Genomic DNA, 15873 nt, shown 5'->3' with positions numbered 1-15873 from the left:
TAGCATCCGGGCGACCGAGCGGTCCGGAGGACCCGGCAGGTCGCCGGCAGCCTCACTTCGCGACGCTCAGTGAGACCACGTTTTTGCGCAAGCGGTCGCCGAAGGCGACCCGTAGCGGAAAATGGTGGTCGGCTATCGTCCGATCGTCCCCTGTCGCGTGATCGGCGCGTCGGGGTCGATGAGGAACGCGACGACGATGGCGTCGTCCTCCGCCGTGAGCGTCGCCGTTCCGTCGCCGACGACCAGTGCGCTCTCGGTCTCCGCCAGCGTCGCGTCGTCGACGGTCGCTGCTCCCTCGAACACGTAGACGTAGGTGTCCCGGCCCGCTCGCTCCGGGAGCGTGATCTCGTCGCCCTCGTCGAGTCGCAGATCGTACAGGTCCACCTCGTTGCGAACCGTGACGGGGGCGTCCGACCCCTCGGGGCCGAACACGCGACGCCACTCGCCGTCGACCGGGTCGGGGAGGGGTTCGTGCTGGATGTCGGGATCGAGGTCGAGGCTGTGGGGCCGGACGAAGATCTGGAGCATCCGCAGCGGCGGATCGTCGGCGTCGGTCCGCTCGGCGTGCCAGAACTCTCGGCCGGCGTTCATCGCCATGACGTGCTCGCTGTCGGTGACGAGGTCGTTGCCCCGCCGGTCGTCGTGGCGCATCACGCCCGCCGGGACCCAGGAGACGATCTCCTCGTTGCGGTGGGGGTGCATCCCGATCAGCGTGTCCGGGTCCATGAACGACTCGACGACCGTCGCCAGCGGGCCGTAGCCGTGGTCCTCGTGGTCCGGGTGGTTCCGTCCGGGGAAGTTGAAGTGAATCCGGAACTTGCCCTGGTTCTGGGACACGTCCGTCCGCGGGGCCGTGTAGATCTCCGTCGTCGTCTGCTGGCTCATACCGCTCGTTGGGCGTCGAGACACATATGCTGGCGGTGGCATCGCTGTCACCCGTCGGGTAGCTCCACACCGCAGTGTTCAGATAAGCAACCTCAGTCTCAGACTTACAGACACCGAAAGCCCTCGGCACGCTAGGCGGATCTGCGGCGGATATTCTCTCTGCGGTCGAATAGTGCCGCCGCAGATCCGCCTACCGCGCCTCGCCCTTTCATCCGCCAGGAGTCGGCTGTTCAGCCGTCTATACCCTGGTGGATGAAAGGGCGAGCGTCGTTGCGAGAACCCCCGACGACGCAAGCACGCGAAGCGCGCGCAGCGAGTCGCGGGACCGCAACGACGCGAGGGCTTTCGGTGCCTTGTTGCGACCACTCCTGGTCTCTTATCTGAACACTACCCTCCACACCGGCCGAGCGATTTAGGCTGCTGGAGCACCTCCCTATTCGTACGGACACATCTCGCCCAAACACCCGTGTCCACCACTATGACGCTCATCGATCCCGCCGACGCGCCGCGCAAGACTGCACTGGTTCCCGACCTTCGACGACTCGACGAGCGGGCCGCTCGCGCCTGGACGGAGGCGATGGCGGTGCGGTCGCTCCCGGGCTCGCGCTACGCCGTCGACTCCGAGAGCGGTGCGACCTACGTCGTCGACGCGACGACCGGCAGCTGTACCTGTCCCGACCACGAGATCAGAGGCCGGCGGTGCAAGCATGTCCGCCGGGTGGCCATCGAGATCACCGCCGGTCGGGTCCCACCGCCGGGACAGGTCCGGGCGGTGTGTGACGCCTGCGAGACCGAGACGTTCGTTCCCGAGGACGCCCCGACGCCCCACCTCTGTGCGACCTGCGCGCTCGATCCGGGGACGGTCGTCCTCGATCGGGAGACGGGCGACCGGCTGGTCGTCGTCCGCGTCACCGATCGCCGGGCCGACGACGTCCGCGTCGACGCCGCGGACTGTACGGTCGCGGCCTACCCCACCAACGAGGGGTATCCGGCCGACGACGTCGTCGTCGAGGTGGCGTATCTGGGCGACGGCGACCGCCGGTACTCGTTCCCCCGGTCGCGGCTCCGGCGAACGGACGACGCGGCGCTGCTCGCGTGACCGAGCGCCGTCCCCAGGCCCCGACGCGCCCACACGACGCCGTTCGGCCCCGAGAAACCGTCGCTCGTAAGCGTTTTGCCGACGGCCACAGTAACCAGTCGCATGGCCGACTGTCCACTCGCGGACGACTGCCCCGAGTTTAGCGAGCGCATCGAGGGGATGGGGTGTCAACACTACGGCGACCGCGGTGGTGCCGAGTGGTGCAACCACTACAACCAGCCGATCTCGGATCTGAAGAGCCAGCCCGTCAAACTCGGCGAGGAGGTCGTCGTCGAGGTCGACGACATCCACGAGAGCGGTGCCGGCGTCGGCCGCACCGAGGACGGCTTCATCGTGATGGTCGACGGCCTCCTCCCACCGGCGAAGGCCCGCGTCCGGATCACGAAGGTCCGGTCGAACCACGCCCGCGCCGACGAGGTCGAACGCCTCGAACTGGACGAGGACGACGGAGAAGACGACGAAGACGAGGGGTACCAGGGCGAGGACGACGAGGACGGCGAGCGTCTCGGTAGTCGCGACAACTTCTGGGGCGGATAGCGCCGCCGGGGTGGACAGTCACCCGTTTTTTCCCAGCCACGGAGAGTGGATCATCGGATTTATTCGAGCCCGTCGGACACGGTAGCCCGTGCCATCGGCGTCCTCGCCCGAGTCAGACACCGCTCGCAGCGACGAGCACAGCGAGGCGTCCGTCGAGGCGACCCTCGACGACGCGCTGGAACGGGTCGCCCACGGTGCGACGGTCTCGATTCCGGGGATTCTCTTCCAGCGCGCGCTCACGCTGGCGTTCACGGCCGTCCTGACGAACGGCTTCAGCGCCGGAGCCTACGGCGTCTTCGCGGTCGCACGCAGGCTCCAGCGCTTCCTGTTGCACCTCGCGCTTGGCTTTCGCTCCGGCCTGAGTCGCTTCCTCCCGAACGCCGACAGCGACGCGGAGCGCGACGCGTTGCTGACCGTCGCGAGCCTCCTGTTGCTCGGCGTCGCGACGCTGTTCGGTGCGGCCCTGTACGTCGCGACGCCGCTTGCCGTCACGGTGACCGGCGAGGGCGAGCGGTTCGGGACCTTCCTGCGAATCTTCGCCGTCGGGCTGCCGGCCAGCGTCTGGCTCTTTACCGTCGCCGAGATGTTCCGCGGCTTCGAGGCTGTCGGGCCGCTGACGCTGACGCTCCGGATCGCCGTCCCGACGGGCCAGTTGCTGGTCGGCGTCGCCGGGACGATCCTCTTCGCCGACCTGGCGGCGGTGGCGCTGGGCGTGGTCGCGGTGATGGGGCTGGTCGGCGTCGTCGCCGCCGTGTGGCTGGCCCGTGATCGCGGCGTCCGGCCGCGACTGCGAACCGACGGCGAGGGCTCCATCTGGCGGCGCTACGTCCGCTACACCGCGCCGCTGTTCGCGGGCGGGTTCGCGACGGTCGTCCAGCGCCTGGGCTTTTACCCGCTGATCGCGCTCTTCCTCTCTGGCGTCGCGGGGGGCGTCTTCTCCGTCGGCGTCTTGCTCGGCTCGCTGGTCAGACTTCCGCTCATGGGGATCAATCAGTTCATCCCGCCCGTCGCGGCGGCCCTGCACGAGGAAGAGTCGCGGGCCGCGCTGTCGCGGCTCTATCACGTGACCAGCCGGATCGTCCTCGTGGGCGTGACGGCGCTGTCGGTCCCCGTCGTGGTGTATCGCGAAGCCGTCATGGCGCTGTTCGGGCCGACGTTCGTCGAGTACGCGCCGCTCCTGCCGGGCTTCGTCGTCGCCCAGTACGGCGCGTGTGCGGCCGGCAGCGTCGGGATCCTGTTGACGATGACCGACAACCAGCGCGCACTGTTGCTCGTCAACACCGTCGTCACGCTCCTGTTGATCGCGGTCGCGGTCCCGCTCACGCTGGCCTACGACCTGCCCGGGCTGGTCGCGAGCTACCTGCTCATGCTGACGCTGAACAACGGGTTCGAGGTCGCCGTGCTCTATCGGCTCGAAGGGCTCCAGCCGTTCACTCGGCTGCACCTGCAACCGATCGCCGCCGGGGCCGTCCTCGCGGCCGTCACGCTCGGGGCGAAGGCGACGCTCCCGTCCACGACTGCGCTCGTCGTCGGCACCGCCGCGGGACTGGCGGCCTACGCGGCCGTCCTGCGGTGGCTGGGGTTCACGCCGACCGAGCGGCGGCTGGCCGAGACGCTGCTCGACCGCTATCGCACTCGCCTGTCGAGGCGCTGACGACGACGTTTTGGGGCTGCCGCGCGCACCGGGCCACATGGATCTGGAACTCGACGGCAACGTCGCACTGTGTACCGCAGCGACCAGCGGCCTCGGACTGGCGAGTGCCACGGCGCTGGCCCGCGAGGGCGCTCACGTCGCGGTCTGTGGCCGCACGGCGGCCCACGTCGACGCCGCTCGCGAACAGCTCGAAGCGACCGGCGACGGCGACGTGCTGGCCGTCGAGGCCGACATCACCGACCAGGATCACGTCGCCGCCTTCGTCGAGGAGACCGTCGACGAACTGGGCGGGCTGGACCACGTCGTCACGAGTGCCGGCGGCCCATCCAGTGGGGACTTCCGCTCGACGACCGACGACGACTGGTACCACGCCTACGACCTCCTCGTGATGAGCGCGGTGTGGACCACCCGCTTTGCCTACCCGCACCTCCGGGACTCCGAGGCCGGCACGGTCGTCAACATCACCTCCCGCTCGGTCAGAGAGGTCATCGACGACCTCGTGCTGTCGAACTCGGTCCGGCGGGCCGTCATCGGCCTCATGAAGACACAGGCCCGCGAGTTCGCCCCCGAGGTCCGGGTCAACGCGGTCCTCCCCGGCGCTCACGAGACCCCGCGCATCCAGGAACTGATCGAGGACGCCGTCGAACGCGGGGAGTACGACAGCTACGAGCAGGGCCGAGCGGAGTGGTCCGACGCGCCCCTCGACCGGATCGCCGACCCGCGCGAGCTGGGCGACGTGGTCGCGTTCCTCTCCAGTGTGCGCTCCTCGTACGTGACGGGGACGGCACTGCCAATCGACGGCGGGTCGATGCGGAGCTAGCGCCGCTCGGGTTCGTCGATCCCGCCGACGACGGTGCGCTCGCTGACGACCGACTGCCAGACGACGATTCCAAGCGACGCGACCGCGACGATCGCCGTCAGCAGGTAGCCCGTGCTGTCGACGGTGTAGAGTTCGCCCGGGAAGAAAAACGACAGCGCCAACAGCCCGACGGCCGCGAAGCCGACGATGAACGGAATGACGAACAGCCAGAACTGCCGGGCAGCGCCTGCCATAGCGCCGCCTACTGCCGGCGATGGGAAGACTTTTTCGGCAGTGCCAGTCGTCGCGCCCCTCAGAACGCGTCTTCGTCTCGGAGGCGGGCGACGACCTCGCGGACGCGCTGGCTCTCGTCGGCGGGGACGACCAGCGTTCGGTCCCCGTAACTCGCGACGACCAGATCGGAGACGCCGACGAGGCTGACGTGGCCGTCGGTCGCGACGACGTTGTCCGCCGCGTCGACGGTCACGGCGTCGCCGAGCACGGCGTTACCGTCGTCGTCTGTCGGCAAGTGCCGCGCCAGCGCGTCCCACGCGCCCAGGTCGTCCCAGGCGAAGTCGGCGGGCACGACGAACACCTCATCGGCCCGTTCGAGGACCGCGTAGTCGACGCTGACCGGATCGACGGCGTCGAACCCCCGTTCGGGTTCGCCCCGCTCCAGTGCGTCGACGAGGGCCGACAGCGGCGACGCCCGCGCGGCCGACAGCAACGCTTCGGGCGTCCACGCGAACATGCCGACGTTCCAGTAGCAACCACGGTCGACGTACTCTGTGGCGGTCTCGCGGTCCGGCTTCTCGCGGAACTGCGTGACGGTCTCGTAGCCCTCTCGGCTCTCTCCGGGCTCGATGTAGCCGTAGCCCGGTTCGGGACGCGTCGGCTCCACACCGACGGTCACCAGCCCCTCCGTTTCGACTGCGGTGCGAGCCGCCCGCCGCCCGACGGCCTCGAAGCCGTCGCCGACGACGTGGTCGCTTGGCACCGCAAGGAGGACGCAGTCGCCGACCTGCTCGCGGATCCGGTGGGCGGCGTAGACGAGCGCGGGGCCGGTGTCTTTCGGCGCTGGCTCGGTGAGGACGGCCGCCTCGGGCGCGTGGTCGTGGACCTCGTCGGCGAAGGCCTCGCGAGTGAGGACGTACGTCTCCTCGGCGAAACCGACTCGCTCGATGGCGCTGGTCAGCAGCGACCGGTCACCGCCGAACGACTGGAACTGTTTGGGCCGGTCCGAGCGACTGGCTGGGTAGAGACGCGTCCCCGTCCCGCCGGCCAGTACCAGAGCGACGATGGGGCGATCCATGTATCCGCTTGGACGCCGGCCGCTCTCAAAAATTCTGTCCGAGAGACTGTCGGCCGGTTCACTCGACCGAAGTCGAGCCTCTTTCGCCAACACTTTTCGACACGCAGTGGGCTTCTGGCGCACCCGTAGTCGAAAAAGGTGGTTTCTACCAGGTCTCGACGCTGCCTGCTTTCACGTCTTCGGCACAGCCCTGGCAGTCAGGGTGGTCGGGGTCGAAGCAGGCCGGGCGCGCCTGGTCGTCGAGGCGGACTGCGCGGCGCTCGGCGTAGCGTCGACAGACGATGCGAGCCTTCCCGTCGTCGTTCTGGGGGAGATCCGCGAGCGCGGACCGCTTGGCGTCGGTGTAGGCCTGTTTGGCGTCCTCGATCTGGCGGCCCGCCGACCGGAGGGTCGTCCTGATCATCTGCTGAAAGAGGCTCGTCCGGTCGTCGTCGGCCATACGTACCGTTTCGGCTCGCGCCTCAAGAATCTTCTCTGGCAACGAAGGATCGTGTTCAGACAGGCAGAGGGTGTTGGAGCAGAGACGCCGAAAGCCCTCGCCACGCCGGGCGTCGCTTTCACTTTCGGTGTGGTTGACGAGGGTTTATGTACCGAGACGACCAATCGACAGGTGTCTCCCATCGAAAACACGCGGAGACAGAGACACCAATGACCGATTTGCATACCCCTGCGACAGAGATACAAGAGCAGTTCGACGACCAGTTAGACGTGACCGTCGACGAGATCGAGGAGCGCCTCGAAACGCTGGTCGAGGAGTACAAGGTCCCGCTCAGCGAGGCCCGCCGCAGCGTCGTCAACACGTACCTCGACGACGCCGGCATGGACCGCGACCAGCTCTCGGGCGGTGGCGGCAACGAGCACGTCGACATCGCCGAGGTGGACGCCCCCGAGGAGTGGATCGACGTGACCGCGAAGGTCGTCGAGCTGTGGGACGCCACGGCCGACGCCGTCGCGCAGGTCGGCCTGCTGGGCGACGAGACCGGGACGATCAAGTTCACCAAGTGGTCCAAGTCCGACCTCCCGGAACTCGAAGAAGGGCAGGTCTACGAGCTTCGAAACGTCGTCACCGACGAGTACCAGGGCCGCTTCTCCGTGAAGCTCAACCGGACGACGACCATCGAGGCCGTCGACGAAGAGATCGAGGTCGGCGACGACGCCGTCGAGGTCGAGGGCGCGCTGGTCGACATCCAGTCTGGCAGCGGCCTGATCAAGCGCTGTCCCGAGGAGGACTGTACGCGGGTCCTCCAGAACGGCCGCTGCAACGAGCACGGCGAGGTCGAAGGCGAGTTCGACCTCCGCATCAAGGGCGTCCTCGACGACGGCGAGGAGGTCACCGAGGTCATCTTCGACGAGGAGGCGACCGAGGCACTGACCGGCATCTCGCTGGCGGAGGGCAAAGAGATGGCCATGGACGCGCTGGACACGACCGTCGTGGCCGACGAGATGCGCCAGAAGGTGCTGGGTCGGTACTACCGAGTCACCGGCCCGACGCTCGGACGGTACGTCCTGGCGAACGAACAGGAGCGACTGGACGGGCCAGTGGACGCCGAGGCGATGCTGATCAAAGCGAGGTCGATTTGAGATGGCTGCAACACCCACCCGCGAAGTCGCACGCCGCGTCTTCGCCAGCGAGTTCAACGACGCGAGCTACACCTTCAAAGAGTCCGACGACGAGCGCGCACCCGTCTACGTCCTGTTGCCGACGGGCGAGCGGGCCAACCGCGTGTTCCTCGTCGGTACGCTGACCGAGACCGAGGACGTCGGTGAAGACAGCGAGTACTGGCAGGGACGAGTCGTCGACCCCAACGGCGACACGTTCTTCATGTACGCCGGCCAGTACCAGCCCGACGCCGCCTCGATGCTGCGGGAACTGGAGCCGCCGGCCTACGTCGCCGTCGTCGGCAAGCCCCGGACCTACGAGACCGACGACGGCGAGGTCAACGTCTCTGTTCGTCCGGAGTCGATCTCACAGGTCGACGAGGCGACCCGCGACCGCTGGGTCGTCGAGACCGCCCAGCGAACGCTCGACCGGATCCAGGCGTTCGACGACGAGGACGGTGCCGAGATGGACGAGTACGTCCAGATGGCCAGCGAGCAGTACGACCTGCCCGTCGAGAACTACCGCCGCGCCGCGGTCGGCGCACTGGAGAGTCTCGAAGGCGAGCAGCGAGACGCGCCAGAAGCGTAGCGAAGGCGGGTCTCGGAGTTGCGAGCGAGGAACAGCGTGACCCGTGAGCAGCGAGAGACGACCAGCGCCGAGCAGTAGTCCGACTTCCGGCACCCGTTCGTTTTCTTTCGATCCCCCGTCAGCCGTGCGATCGTCTGACAAACGGTTAAGTATGATGCGGGGACAAACTGAACACAAGGATGAGCAACAAGAACAAGACGATCTCGTTTCGGGTCAGCCAGGAGAAGTTCGAGACCCTCCGTGGCATCGCCGAGGAACGAGACATCTCGCTGTCTGCGGTGTTCCGTGACTACGTGGATCTCCTCGTCGCTCACGACGGCCAGGTCGAGGTCGTCCCCGAACACGAACTCAACGAAGCGACGGACACCGAGGAGACGACCGAGAGCTTCCCGCCGAAAGTCGAGGTGCCCAAGAGCTTCGTCCGAGAACACGAGCGGCTGGAACTGGAGGCCGACCACCTCCGCGAACAGCTCGAAGAGCACAAGCGCTACGTCACCCAGCTCCGCCAGCAACTCGACGAGCACGACCAGGAAGACATCGTCCAGCTCGAAGATCTCGACGGCGAAGACGACGACGACGCGTCCTACCGCATCGGTAGCTTCGACGACCTAGACTAATTCGTCTCTGCTCTCGCGTGCCTGCTTCGCTACGTCCGGTTTTCCGTCTACGTCTGCCAGTGCCTCGACCGCTTCGAGCGTCCTGACCGAGTCGTCCAGAAAGGAGAGCACGTCGCCGGGGTAGGCGTACAGCATGTAGTCGTCGCCCATCACGTCGACGATGGCGTCGGGGCCGAGTCCCTGTGCCCGAAGCTCCAGGAGGTATCGGACGAACTTCTCCTCGGGACAGCCACAGTGGGGATTCGCCTGACAGTCACAGTCGAGGAAGTCTTCGGCGAACTCGAGGACCCGATCCTGGCTTGCCTCGTTGAGCTTCGCGAGTCCCTCGCCCTGAAAGAGGATGTCCAGCGTCGCTCCCTTGAACGCGCCCTTCGGGAACGAGGTCTCCAGCTGTGAGGCGAGCTGGCGGTGGTTCTTGACGTAGATCTTGTCGGTGATGGCCACGCTTAGAGACCGTTGGGGTGTGGCGTGTAAAAGCGTCTCGAAGGCCGTACGGAGTCGTAACGTATATGAGTTCCAGCGGGATAGTGGTAAACGCTTCAGCGTGTCCGGGCTGGGGTAGTGGCATCCTACAGGCTTGTGGTGCCTGTGAGGCGGGTTCAATTCTCGCGCCCGGACCTAGTAATTTTCACATTACTTAGCGTCGGCTGTGTAATCATCTGCTTCACTTTCACCGTGGTATCCTATGCTATAATATCGACGGAGTTGTTGTCGTAAATATGCCTGTTCACGGATGCCCGACGTGTGGAAAAGTCTTCGACAGTCGACGAGGACTTGGTGTTCACCACAGCCAGGTCCACGACGAGCATCTTCCGAACCGGGAATGTGCGGCCTGCGGTGAATCGTTCTATTCGGAGTACGAGAAGAAATACTGTTCCGATGAATGTCTCGATGGATCGGTCTCCTACACGGGATCTGACAATCCCAATTACAGCGATGCGAAGGAGGAGACGGCGTGTGAAATCTGTGATACCGTGTTCGAGTACTATCCGAGTGAAAAGCCGGGGAAATTCTGCTCTGAATGCGTCGAATCCGAGTCGTGGCGCACACCCCTCGACATCGACGGGGAAAAGAACCCCCGCTGGAACGGTGGTAAAGCCACCGTCGCCTGTGACGAGTGCGACGCCACAGTCGAGCGCTACCCCCACCAGATCACCGGGGAGGCCACGTTCTGCGGTCCCGACTGTCAGTACGCGTGGCTCTCGGAGCAGTTCACGGGCGAGGGCCACCCGAACTGGGAGGGTGGGACGGTCGGGCCGTACGGTAAGGGGTGGAACGCGGTCCGGGCGGCGGCACTGGAGCGGGACGGCCACGAGTGCGTCGTCTGCGGGACCACGGCCGAGGAACTGGGGCGCAACCCCGACGTCCACCACGTCGTCCCGGTGCGGGCGTTCGTCGAGATGCCGGTGCTGGCCGAGCGGGACGCCCACACGCTGGACAACGTCGTCTCGCTGTGTCCGCCCTGTCACCGGCGGGCGGAGTTCGGGTGCATTTCGCGGGCCGAGCTCCGGTGGCGGGCGGCTCAGTTCGATGGTGTAGGTGAGTGTAGTCGATCCGGGCCGATTTCGATCGATTCGGGGCCCACGATTTCGACGTAGACGTGCTGGATGTCCGATTGCATGCGGACCGTCGCGACCCGGACTGTCTCGTCGTCGACAGCCACGCGGAGTCGTCGTTCTGGACGACCAGCGCAGCCCCATCATCGCCGGAGAGTCCCGGACAGCCCGCGACGAGCGCCGTTAGTCCCACTCCAGCGCCGGCGCTCACGAACTGTCTTCGATGCATACTCTTCTGGAAGAAACGCGCCAGGATAGGTTTTGTGCCACGGCGGCGGACGGTGTGCAGTCCGGTAGTGCTGTGTCGCTCACGCCTGTGGCTCGAAGACGGTCGCTTCGCCTTCGTCGTCGGCCTTGTAGTCGGGGTTCTCTTTGATGATCGTCAGTGCCGTCATGATGTCGCTGCGGGTGAGCAGCCCGCGGAACTCGTCGGCTTCGTCGAGGACGATCAGGCGGCCGACGTTGTTCCCCTCCAGCTCCGAGAGTGCGGTCATCACGTCTTCCTCGGGCGAGAGGACGATGAGCTCCGTCGTCATGATGTCGCTGACGGTGTAGGCGTCCCGTTCGACCTCTCGCACGGCGCGGGCGTCTTCCAGCGTGACGAGGCCGACGATCTCACCGTTGCGCTCGACGGGGTAGCCGGTGTGGCGTTCCTCGAACATCGTCCGGATGAGCTCGCGGACCTTCGTGTCGGGGTCGACGGTGGTCACGCGGTCGGCGGGCGTCATCACGTCGGCGACGGTGACGCCTTCGAAGGCCGCTCGCATGACCGTCTGGCGGGACTCGCCGGCCGCGCCGATGTAGATGAAGAAGGCCAGCCCGATCAAGAGCGGATTGAACGGCGGGAACAGTCCGAACAGCGCCAGCAGGATCGCGAAGCCCTTCCCGACCTCGGCCGCGATCTCCGTGGCGCGCGCGTAGGGGTTCGTCCTGGCCAGCAGCGCCCGGAGGATGCGGCCGCCGTCCATCGGGAACCCCGGTAGCATGTTGAAGACGGCCAGCGCGACGTTCATCAGCGCGAGGTAGCCAAGGACGAAGCGGACGGCAGCGAACGCCGTCGTCCCGCTGGGGACCAGCACGAACCCGACCAGCGAGACGATCCCGACGAGGACGCTGACGACGGGGCCGGCCAGCGCGATGAGAAACTCCTGTCGCCAGTCTTCGGGCATCTCGTCTAACTGTGCGATGCCGCCGAACAGCCACAGCGTGATCGACTCGATCGGGTAGCCGTAGCGGATCGCCACGAGTGAGTGGCCCAGCTCGTGGAGGACGACGCCGGTAAACAGGCCGATCGCGGCAGCGATGCCCAGCAGCCACGGCAGGAGATCGGTGGTGAGGACTGCCGGGTCGAGATTCCCACCGAACCGATTGAGCAACTCGACGGTCGGCTCGACCTGCGAGCCGATGATCCACGCGAACAGTGGCAACACCAGCAGGAAGGTCAGGTCCAACTGGATCGGAATGCCGAAGGCACTGCCGATACGGAATCGTCGCATAGTCGTCGCTTGTCGTGGGAGGGGCTTAAGCCCCCTGCGTGACCGACCTCAGACGCCGAGCCACTCGTCGTTGCGGACGCTGTATCCGTTCGCGCGACAGAACGTCGCGGCTTCCCGGCGCACCGCTCGCGATCCGGGCAGCGTGCCCGTCTCGTCGATCCGTTCGACGATCCAATCGGCGACGTACTGGATCCCTTCGTCGTCGTCGTCGGCGTCGACCGCTTTGAGTGCCCGGAACGTCTTCTCGTAGGCCTCTCGCTGTGAGGTGCCAAGCGAGGTCTGCTGGATCGACTGACAGTGTTCGACGATGCGCTTCATCGCTGCGGCGATGGTCGGACGCTGGACGCGGGTCCGGACGGTCGCCGGCTCGTCGAAGGTCTCCTGATCTGTATCTGGGAGGAGATCCGCGACCGTGTGGACGCCTGCGTCCGACTCGACGGTCCGATCTCCGAGGGTTTCGACGACTTCCCGCGCTGTCACGGGGAACGACAAGGTGTCCAGTTCTGTCTCCAGTTCGCCCAGTGCCCGCTCGTCGACGGGCGGCTCCGTCTCGTCGTTACGTTCGAGCGCGGTGAGGATGTCCCGCTCGCGTTGGCGTCGGTCGGCGTCGTCGGCCTGATCGTCTCGTCCGCTCTTGTTGTCTGCCATTGTGAATTATTGCCTCTCTGACCTGATAACTCTGTGGTCGACATTACGCGACGCTCGTGCTCTCGTCTACCGTCGACTCGACGTGCGTGTCGGTCGCAGCGGCGAACCCGTCTCCCAGGAGCCACCCCGCGATGATCAGGGCGTAGAAGCCCAGGAAGACGCCGACGATCCCGCCGAGGATCGGGACGACGTTGAGTGCACCAGCGAGGACGCCGACGACGACGTTGAGCGCGATCACGTAGAGCCACGCGACGGCGTAGTCGCGTGACGTGACGGCGGTTCTGATGACGGCCACGTCGAATCCGGCACCGAACGACCGCTCTCTCGCGTAGTTTGCGACGCCCGCCAGACCGACGTAGCCAAAGACGATCGCCAGCACCCACCAGAGGAGCAGGCCGCCGAACAGTCCGAACAGCCCCAGTCCCGCGGCGGTCTCTGAGCCGGTCGTGAACGTGAGGATCGAGCCCCCAACCAACACGCCGAACACGACCATCGGGATGAGCTGGTAGACGAACGTGATGACCGCCGCGACCAGTCCCTCTGTGAGCAGTGATCCCCACTCGTCGAAGACCGGCGGCTCGCTTGCGTCCTCCATACCGGCCCGGATCGCCCGGACCGTGTAGCCCGTGACCACGAAGATCGGCACCACGAACACTGCCAAGAGCGTCGCTACGCCGCCGATCGCGACGGTCACGACCCAGTCGTCCGATTCCATCGGGTACCGTGCCAGTTGCTCGATGTCGAGGTTCATGTTGTTGTTTCTGAATTCACACATCTGTGAAGTAAGCGTTCGCGTCGGATTCGTACCGACTGGTTGCGGGGTAGTCGGGCGAACCGGCGAGGTTCCGAACCGCTCAAATAGCTCCGCCGCGTTCGTCCAGGCGTGTCTCAGCAGGTCGCACGCGTCGATACGCTGTTCCTCCACGAGCACGGCGACGACTACCGGGTCGTCGTTCGGCGGGACGGTGATCGAGTGTTTCACGGCGTGCTCGAACTCAAACAGACCGACGCCGGGCCACGGCCTCGCCGGCTCCGGATCAAGCGGGGGGCCAGCGAGGACCTGCGCAGTCCCGACCAGTTCGTCGAACTCGCTCGTCGGGCCTCGCGGATCCGTATCTCCGAGCAGACCTCCGGGCGAGGGCGCGAGGAGCTACAGGCGATGCTCGACGGCTACCAGCTCTCGGCGAAGGTCGTGCGCACCTGCCGGTACTGTGCCTCCAGTGGCCGGTACTCGCCGATCACGAGCGAGACGGCGATCAAGGCCGACGACGAACACATCTGTCCGGACTGCGCTCGCGAGGAACTGGACCGCGAACTCGCACTCAACGGCGGGATCACCGGCGACGCCCAGGCTCGCCTCGAAGAGCTCCTGCTCGACGTTCAGGACCTCGATCGCATCGAGAACCTGCTCGCTGGCGAACTCGATCCCGACCTGACGAAGTTCGACGAGATCTCGGCGACCGTCGACGACATCGACCTCGTGCCGGTGGACTCGCTGGATCTCCACCCCGGCATCCAGCAACACCTCGAAGGCCGCTTCGACACGCTCTTGCCGGTCCAGAGTCTCGCCGTCGAGAACGGCGCGACCGACGGCAGAGACCAGCTCGTCGTCTCTGCGACCGCGACCGGGAAGACGCTGATCGGCGAGATGGCCGGCCTCGACCGCGTGCTGAACAACAAGGGGAAGATGCTCTTTCTCGTCCCGCTGGTGGCGCTGGCAAACCAGAAGTACGAGTCGTTCACGGAGCGCTACGGCGACATGGTCGACGTGTCGCTGCGCGTCGGATCGAGCCGGATCGACGGCGACGGCAACCGTTTCGACCCGAACGCCGACGTGATCGTCGGCACCTACGAGGGCATCGACCACGCGCTGCGGACCGGCAAGGATCTGGGCGACATCGGCACCGTCGTCATCGACGAGGTCCACACGCTGGGCGAGGGCGAGCGTGGCCATCGCCTCGACGGCCTCATCTCGCGGCTGAAGTACTACTGCGAGCAGGGCGAGACTGCGGAACAGTCTCGGAAAGGGCGAACGGGCGGAGCCCGTGAGCAAAGCGTCGGGCCGGACGGCACCCAGTGGATCTACCTCTCGGCGACGGTCGGCAACGCCAGCGACCTCGCCAAGAAGCTCCGGGCGAACTTGGTCGAGTTCGAGGAGCGTCCGGTCCCCATCGAACGGCACGTCACCTTCGCCGACGGCCAGGAGAAGACCCGCATCGAGAACAAACTCGTCAGGCGGGCCTTCGACACGAAATCGAGCAAGGGCTACCGGGGCCAGACCATCATCTTCACCAACTCCCGACGGCGCTGTCACGAGATCTCTCGGAAACTGGAGTACGACTCGGCACCGTATCACGCCGGTCTGGACAACAAACGCCGCCAGCGCGTCGAGCGGCAGTTCGCCGACCAGGACCTCGCGGCAGTCGTCACGACCGCCGCGCTGGCCGCCGGGGTGGACTTCCCGGCCTCGCAGGTCGTCTTCGACTCGCTGGCGATGGGCATCGAGTGGCTGTCGGTCCAGGAGTTCAGCCAGATGCTCGGCCGCGCCGGCCGGCCCGACTACCACGACAAGGGGACCGTCTACCTGCTGGTCGAACCCGACTGCTCCTATCACAACAGTATGGAGATGTCGGAAGACGAGGTCGCGTTCAAACTGCTCAAAGGCGACATGGAGCCGGTCATCACCGAGTACGACGAGGCCGCGGCCGTCGAGGAGACGCTGGCCAACGTCACCGTCGCCGGCGACCAGGCAAAGCGGCTCAACGACCGCATGATCGGCGAGGTCCCGACCAAGCACGCGCTGGGCAAACTCCTCCAGTACGAGTTCATCGACGGGCTGGAGCCGACGCCGCTGGGCCGGGCCGTGACGCGGTTCTTCCTCGCACCCGATCAGGCGTTCGCGATTCTCGACGGGATCCGAAAGGACCTGCACCCCTACGAGATCGTCGCCGAGATGGAGCTCCGAGAGCGCGACTGATCGGTGCGCTCTCGGAGTGTGTGAGCGGGGCGTGTACGACCCGTGAACTGCGAGGCGTTCCGAGAGTGACACTGCGCTGAACGCGTGGCGCTTCGCGAGGGTGAC

At 66.3% G+C, this 15873-nt stretch carries 17 protein-coding genes and 1 tRNA gene; 10 read left to right on the top strand and 8 right to left on the bottom strand.

The window, feature by feature from the left end:
• Window positions 1–132: 132 nt before the first annotated feature.
• Window positions 133–885 (bottom strand): pirin family protein, encoded by a 753-nt coding sequence (locus ACAH01_RS15770; RefSeq protein WP_372479822.1) that lies wholly within the window; start codon window positions 883–885, stop codon window positions 133–135.
• 478 nt (window positions 886–1363) lie between these two features.
• On the opposite strand from ACAH01_RS15770, the gene ACAH01_RS15765 reads away from it, so the two are divergent.
• From ACAH01_RS15765 to ACAH01_RS15750, 4 genes are all read left to right on the top strand, one after another.
• Window positions 1364–1984 carry an SWIM zinc finger family protein gene (locus ACAH01_RS15765; RefSeq protein ID WP_372479821.1) on the top strand — a complete coding sequence of 207 codons (621 nt, stop codon included), beginning with the start codon at window positions 1364–1366 and terminating at the stop codon, window positions 1982–1984.
• 102 nt (window positions 1985–2086) lie between these two features.
• Window positions 2087–2521 carry a TRAM domain-containing protein gene (locus ACAH01_RS15760; RefSeq protein WP_372479820.1) on the top strand — a complete coding sequence of 145 codons (435 nt, stop codon included), beginning with the start codon at window positions 2087–2089 and terminating at the stop codon, window positions 2519–2521.
• A gap of 88 nt (window positions 2522–2609) precedes the next feature.
• Window positions 2610–4175, top strand: coding sequence for a lipopolysaccharide biosynthesis protein (locus tag ACAH01_RS15755; protein WP_372479819.1), 1566 nt, complete (start codon window positions 2610–2612; stop codon window positions 4173–4175).
• A gap of 37 nt (window positions 4176–4212) precedes the next feature.
• Entirely contained in the window at window positions 4213–4995 is a 783-nt protein-coding gene (locus ACAH01_RS15750; RefSeq protein ID WP_170093213.1) for an SDR family oxidoreductase, read from the top strand.
• Here ACAH01_RS15750 and ACAH01_RS15745 read toward each other — a convergent pair.
• The 3 genes from ACAH01_RS15745 to ACAH01_RS15735 all read right to left on the bottom strand — a co-directional run bounded on the left by ACAH01_RS15745 (window position 4992) and on the right by ACAH01_RS15735 (window position 6725).
• On the bottom strand, window positions 4992–5228 hold the full coding sequence (locus ACAH01_RS15745) for a hypothetical protein (protein WP_153552173.1): 237 nt from the start codon (window positions 5226–5228) through the stop codon (window positions 4992–4994). The genes ACAH01_RS15750 and ACAH01_RS15745 overlap by 4 nt on opposite strands.
• Before the next feature lie 59 nt (window positions 5229–5287).
• The gene (locus tag ACAH01_RS15740) at window positions 5288–6286 is read right to left on the bottom strand and encodes a mannose-1-phosphate guanylyltransferase (RefSeq protein WP_372479818.1); all 999 of its coding nucleotides are present in this window, start codon (window positions 6284–6286) and stop codon (window positions 5288–5290) included.
• Window positions 6287–6431: 145 nt separating this feature from the next.
• Window positions 6432–6725 carry a hypothetical protein gene (locus ACAH01_RS15735; protein WP_015761999.1) on the bottom strand — a complete coding sequence of 98 codons (294 nt, stop codon included), beginning with the start codon at window positions 6723–6725 and terminating at the stop codon, window positions 6432–6434.
• Window positions 6726–6934: 209 nt separating this feature from the next.
• Here ACAH01_RS15735 and ACAH01_RS15730 point away from each other — a divergent pair, with 209 nt between their 5' ends.
• The 3 genes from ACAH01_RS15730 to ACAH01_RS15720 all read left to right on the top strand — a co-directional run bounded on the left by ACAH01_RS15730 (window position 6935) and on the right by ACAH01_RS15720 (window position 9091).
• Entirely contained in the window at window positions 6935–7867 is a 933-nt protein-coding gene (locus ACAH01_RS15730; RefSeq protein ID WP_372479817.1) for a replication factor A, read from the top strand.
• 1 nt (window position 7868) lies between these two features.
• Window positions 7869–8474: an RPA family protein gene (locus ACAH01_RS15725; RefSeq protein ID WP_153552168.1), complete on the top strand. Its 606-nt coding sequence runs from the start codon at window positions 7869–7871 to the stop codon at window positions 8472–8474.
• 179 nt (window positions 8475–8653) lie between these two features.
• Entirely contained in the window at window positions 8654–9091 is a 438-nt protein-coding gene (locus ACAH01_RS15720) for a hypothetical protein (protein ID WP_015762002.1), read from the top strand.
• Here the strand turns inward: ACAH01_RS15720 and ACAH01_RS15715 are convergent.
• The gene (locus ACAH01_RS15715) at window positions 9083–9535 is read right to left on the bottom strand and encodes a DUF5814 domain-containing protein (protein ID WP_372479816.1); all 453 of its coding nucleotides are present in this window, start codon (window positions 9533–9535) and stop codon (window positions 9083–9085) included. The genes ACAH01_RS15720 and ACAH01_RS15715 overlap by 9 nt on opposite strands.
• Window positions 9536–9638: 103 nt before the next feature.
• Between ACAH01_RS15715 and ACAH01_RS15710 the strand changes: the two genes are divergently transcribed.
• Window positions 9639–9709 (top strand) — tRNA-His (locus ACAH01_RS15710).
• Between the two features lie 356 nt (window positions 9710–10065).
• A complete protein-coding gene (locus tag ACAH01_RS15705) occupies window positions 10066–10689 on the top strand; it encodes an HNH endonuclease (protein ID WP_372479815.1) in 624 nt (207 codons plus the stop codon).
• A 266-nt stretch (window positions 10690–10955) separates the two neighbouring features.
• Here the strand turns inward: ACAH01_RS15705 and ACAH01_RS15700 are convergent, their stop codons facing one another.
• Genes ACAH01_RS15700 through ACAH01_RS15690 form a run of 3 tightly spaced genes read right to left on the bottom strand, consistent with a single transcriptional unit; the run spans window position 10956 to window position 13566 of the window.
• Window positions 10956–12143: a site-2 protease family protein gene (locus ACAH01_RS15700; RefSeq protein WP_372479814.1), complete on the bottom strand. Its 1188-nt coding sequence runs from the start codon at window positions 12141–12143 to the stop codon at window positions 10956–10958.
• A 48-nt stretch (window positions 12144–12191) separates the two neighbouring features.
• Window positions 12192–12791, bottom strand: coding sequence for a hypothetical protein (locus ACAH01_RS15695; protein ID WP_372479813.1), 600 nt, complete (start codon window positions 12789–12791; stop codon window positions 12192–12194).
• Between the two features lie 43 nt (window positions 12792–12834).
• The gene (locus ACAH01_RS15690) at window positions 12835–13566 is read right to left on the bottom strand and encodes a DUF4013 domain-containing protein (protein WP_372479812.1); all 732 of its coding nucleotides are present in this window, start codon (window positions 13564–13566) and stop codon (window positions 12835–12837) included.
• 108 nt (window positions 13567–13674) lie between these two features.
• On the opposite strand from ACAH01_RS15690, the gene ACAH01_RS15685 reads away from it, so the two are divergent.
• A complete protein-coding gene (locus tag ACAH01_RS15685; RefSeq protein ID WP_208627642.1) occupies window positions 13675–15768 on the top strand; it encodes a DEAD/DEAH box helicase in 2094 nt (697 codons plus the stop codon).
• The last annotated feature ends 105 nt before the right edge of the window (window positions 15769–15873 follow it).

The sequence above is a fragment of the Halomicrobium sp. HM KBTZ05 genome (genome assembly GCF_041530035.1).
Taxonomy (GTDB): domain Archaea; phylum Halobacteriota; class Halobacteria; order Halobacteriales; family Haloarculaceae; genus Halomicrobium.
This window is presented reverse-complemented; position numbering and strand designations above follow the sequence as displayed.

What these genes read in the sequence shown, in the direction of transcription:
- ACAH01_RS15770 (WP_372479822.1), bottom strand. Translation starts at nt 885, where the DNA reads ATGAGCCAGCAGACGACGACGGAGATCTACACGGCCCCGCGGACGGAC.
- ACAH01_RS15765 (WP_372479821.1), top strand. Translation starts at nt 1,364, where the DNA reads ATGACGCTCATCGATCCCGCCGACGCGCCGCGCAAGACTGCACTGGTT.
- ACAH01_RS15760 (WP_372479820.1), top strand. Translation starts at nt 2,087, where the DNA reads ATGGCCGACTGTCCACTCGCGGACGACTGCCCCGAGTTTAGCGAGCGC.
- ACAH01_RS15750 (WP_170093213.1), top strand. Translation starts at nt 4,213, where the DNA reads ATGGATCTGGAACTCGACGGCAACGTCGCACTGTGTACCGCAGCGACC.
- ACAH01_RS15745 (WP_153552173.1), bottom strand. Translation starts at nt 5,228, where the DNA reads ATGGCAGGCGCTGCCCGGCAGTTCTGGCTGTTCGTCATTCCGTTCATC.
- ACAH01_RS15740 (WP_372479818.1), bottom strand. Translation starts at nt 6,286, where the DNA reads ATGGATCGCCCCATCGTCGCTCTGGTACTGGCCGGCGGGACGGGGACG.
- ACAH01_RS15735 (WP_015761999.1), bottom strand. Translation starts at nt 6,725, where the DNA reads ATGGCCGACGACGACCGGACGAGCCTCTTTCAGCAGATGATCAGGACG.
- ACAH01_RS15730 (WP_372479817.1), top strand. Translation starts at nt 6,935, where the DNA reads ATGACCGATTTGCATACCCCTGCGACAGAGATACAAGAGCAGTTCGAC.
- ACAH01_RS15725 (WP_153552168.1), top strand. Translation starts at nt 7,869, where the DNA reads ATGGCTGCAACACCCACCCGCGAAGTCGCACGCCGCGTCTTCGCCAGC.
- ACAH01_RS15720 (WP_015762002.1), top strand. Translation starts at nt 8,654, where the DNA reads ATGAGCAACAAGAACAAGACGATCTCGTTTCGGGTCAGCCAGGAGAAG.
- ACAH01_RS15700 (WP_372479814.1), bottom strand. Translation starts at nt 12,143, where the DNA reads ATGCGACGATTCCGTATCGGCAGTGCCTTCGGCATTCCGATCCAGTTG.
- ACAH01_RS15695 (WP_372479813.1), bottom strand. Translation starts at nt 12,791, where the DNA reads ATGGCAGACAACAAGAGCGGACGAGACGATCAGGCCGACGACGCCGAC.
- ACAH01_RS15690 (WP_372479812.1), bottom strand. Translation starts at nt 13,566, where the DNA reads ATGTGTGAATTCAGAAACAACAACATGAACCTCGACATCGAGCAACTG.